General features: G+C 59.7%; 13 protein-coding genes and 1 pseudogene. 12 read left to right on the forward strand and 2 right to left on the reverse strand.

Going from position 1 to position 17,091, the window contains the following annotated elements; translation table 11 throughout:
• Positions 1–332: 332 nt before the first annotated feature.
• The 11 genes and pseudogenes from IPM89_09050 (at position 333) to mgtE (ending at position 14,940) form a co-directional block, all read left to right on the forward strand.
• Complete coding sequence (locus tag IPM89_09050) at positions 333–3,659, forward strand: TonB-dependent receptor (GenBank protein ID QQS53074.1); 3,327 nt, start codon at positions 333–335, stop codon at positions 3,657–3,659.
• Positions 3,660–3,682: 23 nt separating this feature from the next.
• Positions 3,683–3,931, forward strand: coding sequence for a hypothetical protein (locus tag IPM89_09055; GenBank protein ID QQS53075.1), 249 nt, complete (start codon positions 3,683–3,685; stop codon positions 3,929–3,931).
• Between the two features lie 8 nt (positions 3,932–3,939).
• The gene (locus IPM89_09060) at positions 3,940–6,030 is read left to right on the forward strand and encodes a CHASE2 domain-containing protein (GenBank protein QQS53076.1); all 2,091 of its coding nucleotides are present in this window, start codon (positions 3,940–3,942) and stop codon (positions 6,028–6,030) included.
• Entirely contained in the window at positions 6,027–7,178 is a 1,152-nt protein-coding gene (locus IPM89_09065) for a sigma-54-dependent Fis family transcriptional regulator (protein ID QQS53077.1), read from the forward strand. The genes IPM89_09060 and IPM89_09065 overlap by 4 nt, the downstream gene beginning before the upstream one ends.
• A gap of 44 nt (positions 7,179–7,222) precedes the next feature.
• Positions 7,223–8,282, forward strand: a pseudogene (locus IPM89_09070) (IS630 family transposase).
• A gap of 35 nt (positions 8,283–8,317) precedes the next feature.
• The gene (locus tag IPM89_09075; protein ID QQS53078.1) at positions 8,318–8,560 is read left to right on the forward strand and encodes a hypothetical protein; all 243 of its coding nucleotides are present in this window, start codon (positions 8,318–8,320) and stop codon (positions 8,558–8,560) included.
• Between the two features lie 419 nt (positions 8,561–8,979).
• Positions 8,980–9,336 (forward strand): helix-turn-helix domain-containing protein, encoded by a 357-nt coding sequence (locus IPM89_09080; protein ID QQS55858.1) that lies wholly within the window; start codon positions 8,980–8,982, stop codon positions 9,334–9,336.
• Positions 9,337–9,555: 219 nt separating this feature from the next.
• Positions 9,556–11,547, forward strand: a complete 1,992-nt coding sequence (locus IPM89_09085) for a VTT domain-containing protein (protein QQS53079.1) — start codon at positions 9,556–9,558, stop codon at positions 11,545–11,547.
• A gap of 44 nt (positions 11,548–11,591) precedes the next feature.
• Entirely contained in the window at positions 11,592–12,137 is a 546-nt protein-coding gene (locus IPM89_09090) for a hydrolase (protein QQS53080.1), read from the forward strand.
• 71 nt (positions 12,138–12,208) lie between these two features.
• Positions 12,209–13,456: a flavodoxin-dependent (E)-4-hydroxy-3-methylbut-2-enyl-diphosphate synthase gene (gene ispG / locus IPM89_09095; GenBank protein ID QQS53081.1), complete on the forward strand. Its 1,248-nt coding sequence runs from the start codon at positions 12,209–12,211 to the stop codon at positions 13,454–13,456.
• A 35-nt stretch (positions 13,457–13,491) separates the two neighbouring features.
• On the forward strand, positions 13,492–14,940 hold the full coding sequence (mgtE, locus tag IPM89_09100) for a magnesium transporter (GenBank protein ID QQS53082.1): 1,449 nt from the start codon (positions 13,492–13,494) through the stop codon (positions 14,938–14,940).
• Positions 14,941–14,968: 28 nt separating this feature from the next.
• On the opposite strand, the gene IPM89_09105 is transcribed toward mgtE, so the two are convergent.
• Positions 14,969–15,499 (reverse strand): hypothetical protein, encoded by a 531-nt coding sequence (locus IPM89_09105; protein QQS53083.1) that lies wholly within the window; start codon positions 15,497–15,499, stop codon positions 14,969–14,971.
• Positions 15,500–15,506: 7 nt separating this feature from the next.
• A complete protein-coding gene (locus IPM89_09110) occupies positions 15,507–15,980 on the reverse strand; it encodes a hypothetical protein (GenBank protein ID QQS53084.1) in 474 nt (157 codons plus the stop codon).
• A 220-nt stretch (positions 15,981–16,200) separates the two neighbouring features.
• On the opposite strand from IPM89_09110, the gene IPM89_09115 reads away from it, so the two are divergent.
• Positions 16,201–16,965 (forward strand): ParA family protein, encoded by a 765-nt coding sequence (locus IPM89_09115; GenBank protein ID QQS53085.1) that lies wholly within the window; start codon positions 16,201–16,203, stop codon positions 16,963–16,965.
• Positions 16,966–17,091: the final 126 nt, after the last annotated feature.

Below are 17,091 nucleotides of genomic sequence, written 5' to 3' on the forward strand. Positions count from 1 at the left end.
CGGGAGACCTGCTCCTAATCGTGGCCGGGTCGAACCCACCGATCACCGCCACCAACCCGTAAATGGCGTCCCTATCCAAACTTGTGGAATCGTCGATTCAAGCCGCCTCGACCCTTCGCGCCACTGCTCCTTGGATAAGGAAGACCCCTTACTTTAAGTACAAGCGTTGTTTAAATAGACCATTATCTCCGGTAAGCCCCAATGTAATGTATATCACTTGGATACAGAGTGGATTTTCTTCTAACGTCATGTGATTATTATGAAAATAGCTCTTGGTTGGGCATTGACGGCTAGCCCAACCGTCATCACGAAATAAACTCAAGAAAATACCAATGGGCAAGTTTTGTGCGGTAACCGCCAATCCAGAATGGCAAATCCAACGAAGTAAGCCAAGTCGGTGTTGTCGGTGGAATCCATGGAATCGACTTCATTGGCTACTGTTCGTTATTCTGCTTCTACCGTTTCACCCAGCCCTGGCCCAAGAGGAAGCGGGTGAAATCGTCAGCGTGGTGGGAACCGCCGAAGTGCTGCGCCGAGGGCGCTGGCGGCCGGTGGGTACGGGGGAATCGCTGGCGGCCGGCGAGGTGCTGCGAACCGGCGAAGGCAGCCGCGCCGCGGTTCTGTTGACGAACGGCGCGCAGATCAAGCTCAACGGCAACAGCCAGTTGGAACTCAAGCAGATTGCCCCCAGGGAAATCGTTCCCGCCTCGAACAGTGTTCTGCAAAACATTCTGCGTCTGCTGGGCGGCGAAATCTGGGTCCGCGATAATAACCAGTTGCTGGAGATCCAAACCCTGCCGGCCACCGCCACCATTCGCGGCACCGAGTTCAACCTGGCGGTCGGTCCCAGCGATGCGGCTCAACTGGCCGTGCTCGACGGGCTGGTCGAGTTCAGCAACCCGCAAGGTAGCGTGCTGGTGGCGGCGAACGAACAAGCCAGCGCCAAGGTGGGCGAAGCGCCACGTAAGACCGTGCTGATCAACCCGCTCGATGCGGTGCAATGGTCGCTTTACTATCCGGGTCCGGTCGGCGGCCCGGCGGAACCGGTGCAGGACCCTCGATCTCCTCGCTATTGGACTCAGGCCGCCCAGATCCATCTGCTGCGCGGTCAAGTGCCGGAAGCCCGGCAGGCCATCGACCGGGCGCTGACGCTCGATCCCAAAGACGCGCTGGCTTACAGCCTGCGCTCCAACATCGATCTGGTGCAAAACCGCAGGGCCGAGGCGCTGGCCGATGCCGAACGGGCGGTCGCCGTCGATCCGTCCTCCTCTACGGCGTATCTGAGTCTCAGTCTGGTCCGGCAGGCCGAATTCGATCTGGACGCCGCGCTGGCGGCGGCTCGCAAGGCGGTGGCACTCGACCCCGACAATGCCCGTGCCTTGATTCAGCAAAGCAGCCTGCTGTTCGGCATGGGCCAGTTGCGGGAAGCCGTAAAAGTGGCGAAACAGGCGCGGCAACGAGCGCCGGACGATGCCATGGTCAATACCGTCTGGGGATTTCTGCAACTGGCGCGCAACCGGGTGAACGACGCCCGCGAAGCGTTTCAGGCGGCCATCGCCCAAGACTCGACCCTGGGATTGCCGCAACTCGGTTTGGGACTGGTGCTGTTCCGGCACAACCAGACCGATGAAGCCATCGAGGCCATGCGCAAGGCGACCTTGCTGGAACCGAAGGTCTCGCTCTACAACAGCTATCTCGGCAAGGCGTTTTACGAGGACAAACAGAACCAGCCGGCGCAACACTATCTGGAGGCGGCCAAACGGCTCGATCCTCACGATCCGACGCCCTGGTACTACGATGCCATTCGCTTGCAAAGCGTCAATCGACCGGTCGAAGCGGTGGAGAATCTACAAAAGTCCATCGAACTGAACGATGATCGAGGCGTATACCGGTCGCGGTTGCTGCTGGACGAGGACTTGGCGGCCCGTTCGGCGACTTTGGGGCGCATTTATAACGAAGTCGGTTTTACCGAACTCGGCTTGCGGGAAGGCCGGCGATCGGTCAACCGCGACCCCACCAACTACTCGGCGCACCGCCTGCTGGCGGATTCCTACGTCGCCCTCCCCGGCTTGGAGCAGGCCCGGGTCAGCCAATTGCTGCAAGCCCAATTGCTGCAACCGCTCAACATCACGCCGGTGCAACCGCAAATGGCCGAAACCAAACTGCTCCTGCCCAGCGCCGTGACCACCTTCTCCCTGTACGAGTTCACGCCGCTGTTCGCGCAAAATGGCCCTGCTCTCCGGGCGTCCGCGCTGGGCGGCTCTCAGCGCACGTGGGGGGATGAGTTGATTGTCTCCGGCCTGACCGACCGCACTGCCTACAGTCTCGGCCAGTTTCATTATCAGAGCAACGGCTATCGGGAAAACAACGATCTGGAGAACGATCTCTACAATATCTTCGCTCAAGCCGTCGTGACCCCCGAACTCAACCTCCAAATCGAGTATCGGCATCGGGAAACCACTAATGGCGATCTCCAGTCCAGCTTCAATGATATTTTCAGTCGCTCCAGACGCGGGGCTATCGATCAGGACACCGCCCGCGTGGGCGCCCGTTATGCGCTGTCGCCGCAAACCAACCTGATCGCCTCGTTCATTTACACGGATCGAAATAACGAGGTGAGTGTGCCAGCTTTCAGTATTGGATCAGAACAAAAGGCTTATCAAACAGAAGCCCAACTGCTCCATAAGGCGGACCACTTTAATATTATTACCGGCTTGGGGACTTATTCGGCTGATTACAATTATTATGGCCTCGAACAACCTCCCACGACTGGCGCCCAAGATATCGGTTACGGTTATGCTACGTTCAAACTACCAGAAAATGTACTCTGGACCCTAGGGGTAAGCTATCAGGCGAATGACGCTGGCAATGCCAATTTGCACGAACTCAATCCGAAATTTGGCGTGCAGTGGACGCTGAACGAGCAAATTTCCCTGCGGGCCGCCGCCTTTCAAGTCGTCAATTCGATCCTTGCCGCGCCCCAAACAATCGAACCCACCCAAGTCGCCGGATTCAATCAATTTTTTGATGATATCACTTCGACCGTATCCAAAAATTACGGGGCGGCCCTGGATGTAAAGTTCACGCCCCGGCTCTGGGGCGGGCTGGAAGCGCTTCGCCGGGATCTGGATGTCCCCATAGGAACCTTGGACGTCCCCCAGTTTTACGAAGTCGAGCAGTGGCAGATCAATCAATACGGCGCCTATCTGTACTGGATGCCCAGCGCGCGGTGGGCGGTCAAGGCGGCGGGGCTGTACGAACGCTTCGAGGTCGATGAAGGCTTATTGGGCCTGATGTTTTACTATCCGCCCCTGCCCGCCCGACTGCGCACGATCACGTTCCCTCTGGATATCCAGTATTTTGATCCATCCGGTTTCTTTGCCAGCATGGGTATCGTTTATGTAAACCAGCGGGTTCAATTCCTGGACCCGCCCTCCTTAACGCTGACGCCGACACAAAACGAAAATTTCAGCCTGGTCAATGCCGGGTTGGGATATCGCCTGCCGAAACGATGGGGCCTGGTCGCGCTGCAAGCCAACAATCTGCTGGATAAAAAATTCCACTATCAGGATAATAGCTTCCGCATATCGGATCAGAGCGTTAACCCGCTTTACATTCCCGAACGAACGCTTTGGGGTCGGCTAGTCATTAACTTTTAATACGAGCAAGAGGAAAAACCCCAATGAAACTGACTGGCGTAGAAATTCCCTTTGACACGCTGTCAACCCTTGCATCGAATACGATGTTGGTCGTTATCTCGGATAACGATGGAATCAAAAAGCTGGTTAAAATAGACAATCAGTCCTTACCGGATAACGAAGTAGTTTTGCGCGTGGAGACTGGCGCCACGACGCGAGAAGAAAAACCACAAAGCGGATGTTATGTATGGATTAACGGGCAATGGGTATGGAAAGACCCCTGCCCATATTGAGCTAGATTTTGTCCAAGTTCCAAGCCTCGCTGATCCTGCCGGCGGCCACCGTTGCGGCGGTCGCCTTTGGCATTACTCTTCTTCTCTCGAACCTGTCTTTTTTTTCCTTCCTCGAACTGAAAGGACTCGATCTTTTATTCACCCTGCGCGGTGTGCTGTCCCCACCCCCATCCATCGTCATCGTCGCCATCGACGAACCGTCCATGGCCGAAATCAAACGGCAATGGCCTTGGCCGCGCAGCCTGCATGCTCGCTTGACCCGACAACTTCACCAGGCCGGCGCCGCGGTGATTGGCTTCGACATCCTGTTCTCGGAACCTTCCGAACCGGCCGAGGATCAGGCGCTAGCGCTGGCGCTGCGCGAAGCCGGCAATGGCGTGCTGTCCAGCGCACTGTCGGTGGTCAACGATCCCCTGTTCCGTCACACGATTCGGATCGATCCAATTTCCGCCCTGCGAGAAGCCGCCTGGATCGGTGGCGCTTTCGTTAGCATCGACCCCGATGGCACCGTGCGACGGGCGCGGCTGCTCACCTCGGACCTGCCCTCTTTCGCCTTGCAAGTGGTCCGGCGTTACCTCGAACAGCCAGCGGCGAAGACAACGATCGCACCGGAATGGCGGCACTTCAGCCAAAAGGAATTGTTGCGGGAACTGCTGATCGACTACCGGGGACCGCCGAACACGATCCAGACCGTATCCTACTATCAGGCTCTCGACCCTCAACGCCTACTGCCACCGGGGATTTTCGCCGGCAAAATCGTGCTGGTGGGCCGCGCCCTGGAAGCCGTTCCCGAACCGCAGCGCCTGTCGGGCGACACCTTCCTGACCCCGTTTTCCTGGATGGGCGGCAACCCCACCGCCGGCGTCGAGATTCAAGCCACCCTGGTGGACAATCTATTGAACGGACGCTTTGTCGCCGAACTCCCTCCAGTCGAACGCTGGCTGGGATTGCTGGCGCTGGCGCTGGTCGCCAGTCTGCTGGCAACCCGACTCAAGCCGCTCGCCGCCCTGATCGCGACCCTCGTACTGGCGGCGCTGTGCCTCGTCATCGCTTGGGCGGTGTTCGCGGCGACGAGCCTGTGGCTACCGATTCTATCGGGGATCATGATCCTGGTGCTGGTCCACGGCGGCTATTTGCTACTGCGGGCGTTGACCGCCGAGCGCGACCGCCGCCGCCTGCTGGAAGCCATCAACCGCGATCTGGAAGCGAAAATCACCGAACGCACCCAGGCACTGGCCGCCGCCCACCAGGAACTCGGCCAACGTCACCAGGAACTCGAAACTGCTTACGAAGACTTGACCCACGCCCAACAACAACTGGTCCAGTCGGAAAAAATGGCGTCACTCGGCTTGCTGGTGGCCGGCATCGCCCACGAACTGAATAACCCCACCAGCTACGTTCACGGCAATCTGGAGTTCATCGAGGAATATACCGAGCGCCTGGCCGCGGTACTCGCGGACTACGCCGGCGAAGGCGAACCAAACGCTCGGACCCGTCGCCGGGGCGACGCGCGCTATCGGGAATCCCCCGACACCCTGAACGTCTTGCGGGAGCTGATCGCCAGTTGCAGGGAAGGCACCGAGCGAATCAGGAAGATCGTGCTGGATCTGCGCATTTTTTCGCGCACCGACGACATCGGCCTGGTCCCGACCGACTTGCACGAAGGCATCGACTCGACCCTGAACCTGCTCAGCAAACAGTATCAGGATCGTATTACCATTCATCGAGAGTATCATCCCCTGCCCCAGGTGGAATGCCTGCCCGGACAAATCAACCAGGTCTTCATGAACCTGTTGCAAAATGCCGCTCAGGCCATCCCCGGCAAGGGCAATGTCTGGATCGGGACTCGGGCGGAGGGCGATTGGGTCAAGGTCGTCATCCGGGATGACGGCGCGGGGATCGCGGAACGGAACCTGTCCAAGGTTTTCGATCCGTTTTTCACCACCAAGCCGGTGGGCACGGGCACCGGACTGGGGCTCAGCATCAGCTATGGCATCGTCGAAAAACACGGGGGAAAAATCCGAGTGACCAGCACCGTCCATCAGGGTAGCGAATTCACGGTCGAACTACCGGTGAGACCGATCAGGAGCGCACTGTGAAGCGTCATGCTCTGCTCATTGTCGACGATGAGCAGGAAATTCTCCGCAGCCTCACCCTGACTTTTTCGGGGGACTACGAGGTGTTCACGGTTTCGAACGGGACCGAGGCGCTGGCGCTGTTGGCGCGGCGGGACATCGCCCTGATCATTGCCGACCAGCGTATGCCGGAAATGACCGGCGTGGAACTGCTGGAACGTACCATCGAGATCAAGCCCAACGCGATCCGCATGATCCTGACCGGCTATACCGATACCGCCGCGCTGGTGCGGGCCATCAACCAAGGCCACATTTACCAATACATCAACAAACCCTGGGATCGGCGGGAACTCAAGCTCACGGTCAAGCTGGCGCTGGAGCGCTACGATCTGGCCATGGAAAACCAGCGCCTGCTCAAGGAATTGCAGGTCGCCAACGAGCGCCTGAAGGACGAAAACCTGCTATTGAAAAAGGAAGCCGGCAAGACACCCGGTTTCATGGATACCGTCGTCGGGCAAAGTCCAGCCATGCAGCGCGTTTTCGATCTGCTCGACAAGGTCACCGACAACCCGGCAACCGTGCTGCTGACCGGCGAAACCGGCACCGGCAAGACCCTGCTGGCCCACTATATTCACTCGCACGGCCCGCGCAAGGACCAACTGTTCATCGAGCAAAATTGTGGGACGCTGCCCGAAGCCCTGCTGGAGAGCGAACTGTTCGGTCACAAACGTGGCGCGTTCACCGGCGCCGTCCAGGATCGCAAGGGCCTGTTCGAAACCGTCGATGGCGGTACGCTATTGCTGGATGAAATCAGCGAAATGAGTCCGACCCTGCAAGTCAAGTTGCTGCAAGTCTTGCAGGATGGGAGTTTTCGCCGGGTCGGGGAAAGTCAGTATCGGCAGGTTGACGTGCGGGTGATCGCGGCCTCCAACATGGACTTGCAGGTCGCGATCCAAAACGGTCGGTTCCGATCCGATCTGTATTACCGGCTTAATATTTTTCCCATTCACGTCCCACCATTGCGGGAGCGAATCGAAGACATCCCCCCGCTGGCGGAGCATTGCCTGCGGAAATACCGTCACAAGCTCAACCGCCAAGCCACTGGTTTTAGCGAGGAGGCCCTGCGGGATCTGCTCGGCTACGACTATCCAGGTAATACCATTTACGATTAGATTTTGTTATCATACTCATTTAACCTACTTTTATTGATCCAGTCATGAGCCGCTCATTACAAGTCGAAATCCACGAATCCTCCGAAGAACTAAAGCGCATAATGAATGAACAAACTCACGCCAAGTTTCGAGAGCGATTACAAATTCTATATTGGATTAAAAGTGAAATTTTTCATTCTTTACAAGAGTTAGCCGATCATTTAGGGCGATCGAAATCCGTCATTGTCAAGTGGCTCAAAGTATATCGTACCCAAGGCTTAATCGGGCTGTTGCAGTGGAATTATCATGGCGGCCGTCGTTCGAGAATTACCGAAGCTATGAGAGAGGCACTCCAGCGCCGTCTGGACGATCCGACTCATGGATTTCATAGTTACGGACAAATCCAGCAGTGGCTTCTCCAGGAATACGAGGTCGATATTCCTTATTCAACAGTGCATCAAGTCGTTCGTTATCAACTCAAAGCAAAACTTAAAGTGGCGCGGCCAACGAGCGTTCATCGCCATGAAGAGGCGGTGGTTTCTTTTAAAAAAACTTCCACGACAACTTGAATTAATTGATATTCTTCAGCAAGTTGAAAATGAAGCGGTCCGGCCTTTACGGTATTGGTGCCAAGATGAAAGTCGCTTTGGATTAAAAACGATCACCCGGCGGGTCATCACCGCACTGGGGATTAAGCCAGTTGGTCCAGTTCAATGGACCTTTCAATCATTTTGGCTCTATGGTGCCATTGAGCCACTGAGTGGCGAAAACTTCTTTTTAGAATTTTCCCATTTAGATGCTGATTGCTTTCAGTGGTTTTTGAATGAATTTTCTAAAACTTATCCGCACAGCCTCAACGTAATTCAATTGGATAACGGTCGCTTTCATTCTGCCAAAAAACTCGTAATCCCCGATAATGTCGTCTTATTATTCCAACCGCCTTACAGTCCCGATGTGAACCCCATTGAGCGTGTTTGGCAATCAATGAAAGATCAATTGTGTTGGATCAATTTAAAAACCCTAGATGAACTACGTAAAAAAGTGGATGAACTCATTCAATCGCTTCTCCCAAGCGAAGTGGTTTCTTTGACCAGTTTTGATTTTATTTTATCCGCACTAAAGTAGTAAAATCTATTAGTAATCGGTATAATGTGCGCGAGTTGGAAAACCTGATCGAACGGGCACTGATCCTGAGTTCCGGGAACCTGATCGAGGCCGGTGAATGGCTGCCGCGGCCTTCCCTCGATATCAACGGGATTTCCCGGCTGGAACGGCTGGAACGCACGGCAATCGAACGCTCGCTCACCATCCACAACGGCAACCTGAAGCTGGCCGCCAAGGAGTTGGGAATCAGTCGGACCACCTTGTGGCGCCGCTTGAAAGACTATCAAGAACAAGCCTGAACCCGCTCCAAATCCCTTGGTTTCAAAAAGAAACAGTAATCGCTACATTCGTTGCAATCTGAGTATGAGCAAGCCGGGCTATTTACCCTGCCACCGCCTTTCGAAATCGTTTTAACCCCTCGCCTCAGCCTTCCCCATCAAGCATCAAAACAAACGCAAACACGTTGTGTTTCCTGATTTAATCCTTTCTTATTATCAGGTTATTCACGCAATGATCGAGCGCCAAACACTTCGTCGTTCCTTGTCCACAAGATGCGCTTCGCTCCCTGGACATGTTCGCAAAGCGAGTTGGCTTTTATTTTGCTCTATCCCCACGGACATAGGAATCATGGGTTTGTTTCAGGGACGCTGTATTGACGTCGTAGTGGCGCCAACAACTCAAAAGTCGATTGAAAGCTGTTAAGGATTAGGGGGTGATTATGCCGCAAGTGGATTTTGGAGGGTATGCCCGGCAATTGCGGGAACAGTGCCGCCAAGCCAACCGCCGCTATTCGGTCCGACAGACGGCCCGGCGAATCGGTGTGGAACCGGCTTATCTGAGCAAGATCGAACGCGGCGAAGTGTCGCCGCCAACGGAACAGACGATCCGGCGACTGGCCGCCGAGCTGGGGGAAGACGTGGATCTCTTTCTGGCCGCGGCGGGCCAGATCTCCAGCGATATCCGAGAAATCATCGTCCAGCGGCCATTGCTGTTCACCGAATTGATTCGGGGCCTGAGCGACTTGGCCGATCAGGACTTGAGCGTCCTGGTGGAAAGGGTGCGCAACAGCCGGTAGATGCCCGCATCGGGCCGCATCCATTGATGCCGCGTCCAGGATTGGTGGAATCAAGAATCAAACCAGAGTTCGAATCGCCGGATCGCGCTTGCGGTTCGGCGCGGTGGGTGGGGTGCTAAAGTCGCAAACGGCTGTGGCATAAATCGCCGCTCGCGGCCATAATTCCGGCGTGCCAGCGCGGTTGCGCTGGTTTTCCCACCCGCCCCCCACCCTTCCGTCATGCAGTCCGAATTCGTCAGCAACCTGTTCGAATGGGTCGCCGCTCATCCCGGCTGGATGAGCACCGTCATTTTCCTCACCGCGATGGCCGAGTCCTTGACCATCGTCGGCGTCATCATCCCCGGCGCTCTGGTCATGTTCGGCCTGGGCGCGCTGATCGGCCTCGGTCACCTGGAATTCTGGTCGGCCTACGGGTGGTCGACATGGGGCGCCATCGTCGGCGATGCCATCAGCTTTTGGATCGGCCGGGTGTTCCACCAGGGTATCCGCCAAGTCTGGCCGTTCGCCAAACACCCCGAAATGATCGCCCGCAGCGAGGAGTTCTTCCGCAAGCACGGCGGCAAGGGCGTGCTGTTCGGTCGTTTTTTCGGTCCCGTGCGCGGCACCATTCCCACCGTGGCCGGCATGATGGACATGACTTGGCGCCACTTCATGATCGCCAACGTTCTGTCGGCGATCCTGTGGGCGCCCGCCTACCTGATTCCCGGCATGGCGTTCGGCGCGTCCCTGGACATCGCCTCGCGGGTGGCGGGACGGCTGGCGATGCTGATCCTGATCGTGGCCGTACTGCTGTGGCTGACCGCCTGGCTGGTTCGACATCTGGCGCGGCTGTTCCAGGCCCACGCCACCGACTGGTTGCAACGGTTTTATGCCTGGAGCCGGGGCCGGCGCTTTATCGGGCCGATCAGTGCCTCGCTACTGGACCCGACCCAAGGCGAACTGCGCGGTCTGGCGACACTGGCGGTACTGCTGCTGGGCGGAGTGGTGCTGATCAGCCTCAGCCTGAGCGCCGCCGGCCGGCAGTTGCCGAGCGGCCTCGACCAAAGTCTCTCTCATTTCCTGCAGGAGCTGCGCACGCCGTGGGCCGACGCCCTGATGGTGTTCACCGCCGAACTGGGCGACTATCAGGTGATGCTACCGGTCAACCTGGTCGTGTTCGGCTGGCTGATCTGGCGGCGCAACCACTCCGCGGCCTGGCACTGGCTGGCGGCGCTGTGCTTCGGCATGGCCACCAATCTGTTGTTCAAGTGGCTGTTGCCGATGTCCAACGCTGTCGAGGTCGCGCAAGGCGTACCCGGCTATTCGTTTCCCTCCAGCCATGCGACGTTCAGCACCCTGGTCTTCGGCTTCCTGGCCGCGCTGATCGCCCGGGAAATCCCGTTGACCCGCCGCTGGATCGTCTATCTGGCGGCGGCGTTTCTCATCGTGCCGATCGCCTTCGCCCGCCTGTATTTAGGCGTGCACTGGCTGACCGACACCTTGGCCGGTCTCTGTCTGGGATTGATTTGGGTGACCGTGCTCGGCATCGCCTACAACCGTCATCCCAAGGCAGCGGTCCAATGGCGCGGGCTGCTGGCCTACAGCCTGATCGCCCTGCTGGCGACAGACCTGCTGCACGTCGGCTTCGACTACAGCGCCGACCTGCGACGCTACCAGCCCCAAACGACGCCGCGAGTGCTGGCACGGGAGCAGTGGTGGACGGAGGGCTGGCGGAAACTGCCGCGGCAGCGCCTGGATTTCCGAGGCCATCGCCGGCAAGACCTGGTGCTGCAATGGGCCGGCAACCGAGAGGAACTGGAAACGCGGCTGAAACAGGCCGGCTGGCAACCGGCGCCGCCGCCCACCTGGAAAGGCGTGCTGCTGTGGCTGAACCCGCAAGTGGAACTGCGGGAATTGCCGGTCCTGCCGCAAATTCACGCTGGCCGGGAGGACGCGCTCGCGCTGGTGCGCTACGATGACCCGCCCGACACCCGCTGGGTGCTGCGCTTCTGGGATATCGACGCGCGCCTGCGCGAGGGAGACCTGCCGATCTGGGTGGGCAGCCTGATCCGCCAGAAGAAGGAGCCACGGATGCGGCTGTTCACCTTCGCGGTGAACGACCCACAAAGCCGCATGCCTAGCGATTTGCTGGCGCCGGCCTGGCGGGGTTTGCGGACTCAGGTGGTCCATGGCGCCAATCCCCAGGAGCGAATCACCCTGATTGCCGATTGACGCGATCCGCCCCGGCGGATTCCAACCTCTGTGGGAGAACGCAAATGTTGATGAAGATCGAAACTTCCTGCCTGCTGGTGGTCGATTTTCAGGAACGGCTGATGCCGGTGGTTCATGATGCCGACCGAATTGTCGCTAACGGTGCGTGGCTGATCCAGATTGCCCAACGGCTCAAGGTGCCGGTGTTGGCCTCGGAGCAGTATCCGCGAGGACTGGGCCACACAGTGGCGGCGATCCGCGAACGGCTGCCGGCGGAGGCCTTCATGGAAAAGCTGCATTTTTCCTGTGCCGCCGAGCGGGACTGCATGCGGCGCATCGATGCCCTGGGACGCCAGCAAATCATCGTGATCGGGGCAGAGGCACACGTTTGCGTGTTGCAGACCGCGCTGGATTTGCGGGCGGTCGGCAGGGATGTCTATCTGGTCGCCGACGCCGTCTCTTCCCGATCGCCGCGTGATGTCGAACTGGCGCTGGAGCGGATGCGCGCCGAGGGCGTGCGGGTGGTCAGCCGTGAAATGGTGGCCTTCGAATGGCTGCATCAGGCCGGCGACGACCGCTTCCGCGAGATCAGCCGCGAGTTTTTGCGCTAACCGTTTCCCCCACCCCATCCCTCCCCGCAATGGCGAGGGAATATTCACGAAACTTCTTGGGAAATCACACCATGGCTCGTGCTGAGTTTGCCATCCCGCGCCGTTCCCGCGTTGCCGTCCGCATCGGCGCCGTCACGGTCGGCGGCGACGCGCCCATCGTGGTGCAGTCGATGACCAACACCGATACCGCCGACGTCGCGGCGACCGTCGCTCAGGTGGCGGAACTGGCGCAAGCGGGTTCGGAGCTGGTGCGGATCACCGTCAACAACGAGGAAGCCGCCGCCGCCGTGCCGTCGATCCGCGAGCGGCTGGACGCGCAAGGTATTTCCGTGCCGCTGATCGGCGACTTTCACTTCAACGGCCACCGGCTGCTGAGCAAATATCCGGCCTGCGCCGAACTGCTCGACAAGTACCGCATCAACCCCGGCAATGTCGGCCGTGGCAGGAAAAAAGACGAGCAGTTCGCCACCATCGTCGAAATCGCCGGCCGGCATGACAAGCCGGTACGGATCGGGGTCAACTGGGGCAGTCTGGATCAGGAACTGGCAGCGCGGCTGATGGACGACAACGCCCGCCTGTCGGAACCTCAGCCGGCGGGCGAGGTTATGCACGAGGCGATGATCCTCTCGGCGCTGGACAGCGCGGCGCGGGCCGAGGAAATCGGTTTGGGTCACGACCGGATCATCCTGTCGGTGAAGATGAGCGGAGTACAGGATTTGATTGCGGTATACCGCAAGCTGGCGGCGCGCTGCGATTACCCGCTGCACCTCGGTCTTACCGAGGCCGGCATGGGCAGCAAGGGCATCGTCGCCTCCACCGCCGCGCTGGCGGTGCTATTGCAGGAAGGCATCGGCGATACCATCCGCATCTCGCTCACCCCCGAACCGGGCGGTAGCCGCGGCCAGGAAGTGATCGTTGCCCAGGAAATCCTGCAAGCGATGGGGCTGCGCGCGTTCACCCCGGCGGTGGTGGCCTGCCCCGGCTGCGGGCGCACCAGCAGCGACTATTTCCAGCGTTTGGCCCAGCAGATCCAGGGCTACCTGCGCGAGCAGATGCCGGTCTGGCGCGGGCGCTATCCCGGTGTCGAGGATCTGACCGTGGCGGTGATGGGCTGCGTGGTCAACGGCCCCGGCGAGAGCAAGCAGGCCCACATCGGCATCAGCCTGCCGGGCACCGGCGAAGTGCCGGTGGCGCCGGTCTACGTGGATGGCGCAAAAACCGTAACGCTCAAGGGCGAGAATATCGCCGCCGAATTCCAGCAAATCGTGACCAATTACGTGATTCGCCGCTACGGCGGGCACGAGCACGTCGCCGGTTGAGCGCCATCCCACCATCCCGGACCCACAACCCTGCCGTGACCGATACCGCCGCCTCCCGCAAATCCACTCACAGGGTGGAGGAGCACCTGCGGCAAATTGTCCATCTGCTGGAGAAGCACCGGCTGGTCGAGACCCTGGTGGATCGCGACCGCGCCAGCCCTCGCCACAACCTGATCGAATCGCTGGTGCACCGCCAGCACCTGGTCGAACTGCAACTCAAGCTGCGCAGCCTGCATCCGGCGGACATCGCCTACATCCTGGAGGCGCTGCCGCTGGGCGAGCGTTTGCTGGTCTGGCGGCAGATCGAGGACGGCCGCGGCGGCGAGGTGCTGCTGGAAGTCTCGGATGCGGTGCGGGATTCGCTGATCGAGGCTTTGGAGCGACCGGCGCTGGCGCGGCTCCTGGGGCAGCTCGACCCCGACGATTTGACCGAACTGGCCGAGGCGGTGCCCGAGGACATCCTGACCGAAGTCCTGCTGTCGTTGAACGCCCACGATCGCGATTGGCTGCAAGCCACCATGGCCTATCCGGAAGATGCGGTCGGCCACTTGATGAGTCAGGATGTGTTGACGGTGCGCGAAAACCAGCAGGTCGAACAGGTACTGCTGCTGCTGCGCGGCCGGAACGATCTACCCCCCAACACCGACAGCCTGTTTGTGGTCGACGGTCGCCACCTGCTCAAGGGGGTGCTGCCGCTGCGAGCCCTGCTGCTCAATGATCCGCAGAAACGGATCGTCGAGCTGATGCTGGCCGAGCCGGTGGTGTTCAACTGCAACGACGACGCCGACGATGCGGCTCGGGCCTTCGAACGCTACGATCTGGTGTCGGCGCCGGTGGTCAACGAACGCGGCAAGCTGGTCGGCCGGCTGACGGTGGACGAGGTCATTGACTACATCCGCGAGGAGTCCGAGGAAGACGTGCTAAACATGGCCGGCCTGCGCGGCGACGAAGACCTGTTCGCACCGATCTGGGACAGCGCCCGCAACCGTTGGCTGTGGCTGTCGGTCAACCTCTGCACGGCCTTCATCGCCTCGCGGGCCATCGGCCTGTTCGAGGCCACCATCACCCAGATCGTGGCGCTGGCCACGCTTTTGCCCATCGTGGCCGGCATCGGTGGCAACTCCGGTAATCAGACCACCGCGCTGGTGGTACGTGGCCTGGCGCTGGGCGAAATTACCCCGGAGAACACCTGGCATCTGGTCTTCAAGGAGATCGGCGTCGGTTTGCTGAACGGCGCGGTGTGGGGGGCAACGGTGGGGCTGTTCGCCTATCTGCTGTACTGGAACCTGCCGCTGGGGCTGGTGATGGCGGCGGCCATGCTGCTGAACCTGCTGCTGGCGGCGCTGGTGGGAGTCGCCATTCCCCTGATCCTGCACCGGCTGGGACGCGATCCGGTGTTGGGGTCGAGCGTGCTGCTGACCTTTATCACCGACGGCATGGGTTTTTTCATCTTTCTGGGGCTGGCGACGCTATTTTTGCTGTAGGTCGCGACCGGAAAGCCCGCTACGCCCGCTAATCCAGGCTCATGACCGGCGCCAGCGTGGCGCGGATTTCCGCCACGCTCAGGTGGCGCGGGTTCTGATCACTGTTCTGCAAGTGCCCGCAGGCCAGTCGGAACACATCCGGCTGCCGTTCCGAACGCAGGTACAGGTAAGTGGTGAACAACAGCAGATGAGGGCCCTCCCGCTCGAACAGGCCGACGTAACGCAAACCCGAAACCCGACGACTGGAAAAGATCTCCCACTCGCGGCCGACCCGTTCCACCGTAAAGCGGTCGGCCTGTACGGGGCGCGGCGAATCGTTGACGGTCAACACCTCCAGCCGACAGACGGCATCGTAGCGATACCGATCGCCGATGGCCGTGCCCTGGATGTTGACACCCGCCTGACCCGGCGGAACGATCAGATCCCGATGCAGGTCGAGCACGGTTCCGGCCGGAATGCGATAGGCGGGAGCCTGGCCTTCGTAATCCAGCGCCTGACAGGCAACCAGCAGCAACGGAACCACCAGCACCCATCCAGCCACCCGGAAACCTGCCCGCATGGTGGCGCTATCCGTTCGCCGAGATCGGACATCGGGCCGCTCGCCGCGGCTGCGACCGCCGGCGGATCTCGCTCACCCTCAATTGATGCTTGTAGGCGCGGAGCAAATTCAGCACCGATTCCACGTAGTCATGCGAGGAAAGCTCCTCGTCGGCGTAGCGCCGCAACAGATTCAGCCAGCGGGCGTGAATGGCGCATGGCGACGACTCATCACCCCCCGTCAACGGGCAATCGACGCATCGCATCTGGGCCAGGGCATCGATCACGGCCTGCCTCCGCCACTGCCGGCGATACTGCAAGGCGTAGGTCTCTATCCATTCCAGCGCCCGCGCCTGCCGCTCTTCGGCGGGAAATGACCGGATATAGCGTTCGATGGCCGCAACCTGTTGCAGCAGAAATTCCGCGTCGGACAGTTGCAGGTCGTGGGTGTCCCCCACAAAACGACTGAGAAGCGCAAGCGTCGGGTCATCTACGATATTCATGATTATTTCTGCTTGGCGAAACCCCTTGACATCGGGCAATTCCACTATAGCAATAATTGTTGCGCCGCACAAATACCGTCTTCGATCTCTCCGGGAAAAATTTAGCCTGGCGACCGTCGCGGCGATCACCGGAAACCGATCCGACCGCTCCATCCTCTCGACGCCTCCGCGCGGCTTGACTACACTTGCCTGAAACCACATTAAAACCACGGAAACCGCCATGCGCCGAGTCGTCTTCAATCAGAAAGGAGGAGTGGGTAAATCCACCATCGCGTGCAATCTGGCCGCCATCGGCGCGGCGCACGGGCGGCGGACCCTGTTGGTGGACCTGGACCCACAGGCCAATGCCTCCCGCTATCTGCTGGGCAACGCCCTGGACGAGCAGAAAAAAACCCTCGCCCACTTCTTCGACGACATCCTGGCCTACAAGCTGTTTCCCGACAAACCGGAGGCCTACGTCACGCCGACGTCTTTCCCCAACCTGGGCGTGTTGCCGTCCGATCCTCGACTGGAGGAACTGCAACTCAAGCTGGAATCCCGCTACAAGATGTACAAGCTGCGCGAGGCGCTGGACACCCTCAAGGAATTCGACGACATTTTCATCGACACCCCGCCGGCGCTGAATTTCTACACCCGATCGGCGCTGATCGCCGCCGATACCTGCCTGATCCCCTTCGATTGCGACGACTTCTCCCGCCGCGCCCTGTACACCCTGATGGACAGCGTCCGCGAAATCCAGGCCGATCACAATCGCACGCTGCGGGTGGAAGGCATCGTGGTCAACCACTACCAGGCCCGCGCCAACCTGCCGGTACGCTTGGTCGAGGAGCTGCGTTCCGAGGGTCTGCCCGTGCTGGACGCCTTCCTGTCGGCCTCGATCAAGATTCGCGAGTCGCACGCTCAGGCTCGACCGATGATCCATCTCGATCCCAAGCACAAACTCAGCCGCGAGTTCGAGGCGCTCTACGGATTACTGAACGGCTGACCCACCCGCCGGCGGTATCCCAAATCGCCAGCGGCGGGCGCGTTCGGATTCCCAACCCACCGTCAGACCGGGACCCGGCCCGCCCGGATCTGTTGGTAAAACGCCAGCAGCGCCAGACTCCTCGAA

The sequence above is a fragment of the Candidatus Competibacteraceae bacterium genome (genome assembly GCA_016699715.1).
In the GTDB taxonomy this organism is placed as follows: Bacteria; Pseudomonadota; Gammaproteobacteria; order Competibacterales; family Competibacteraceae; genus Competibacter.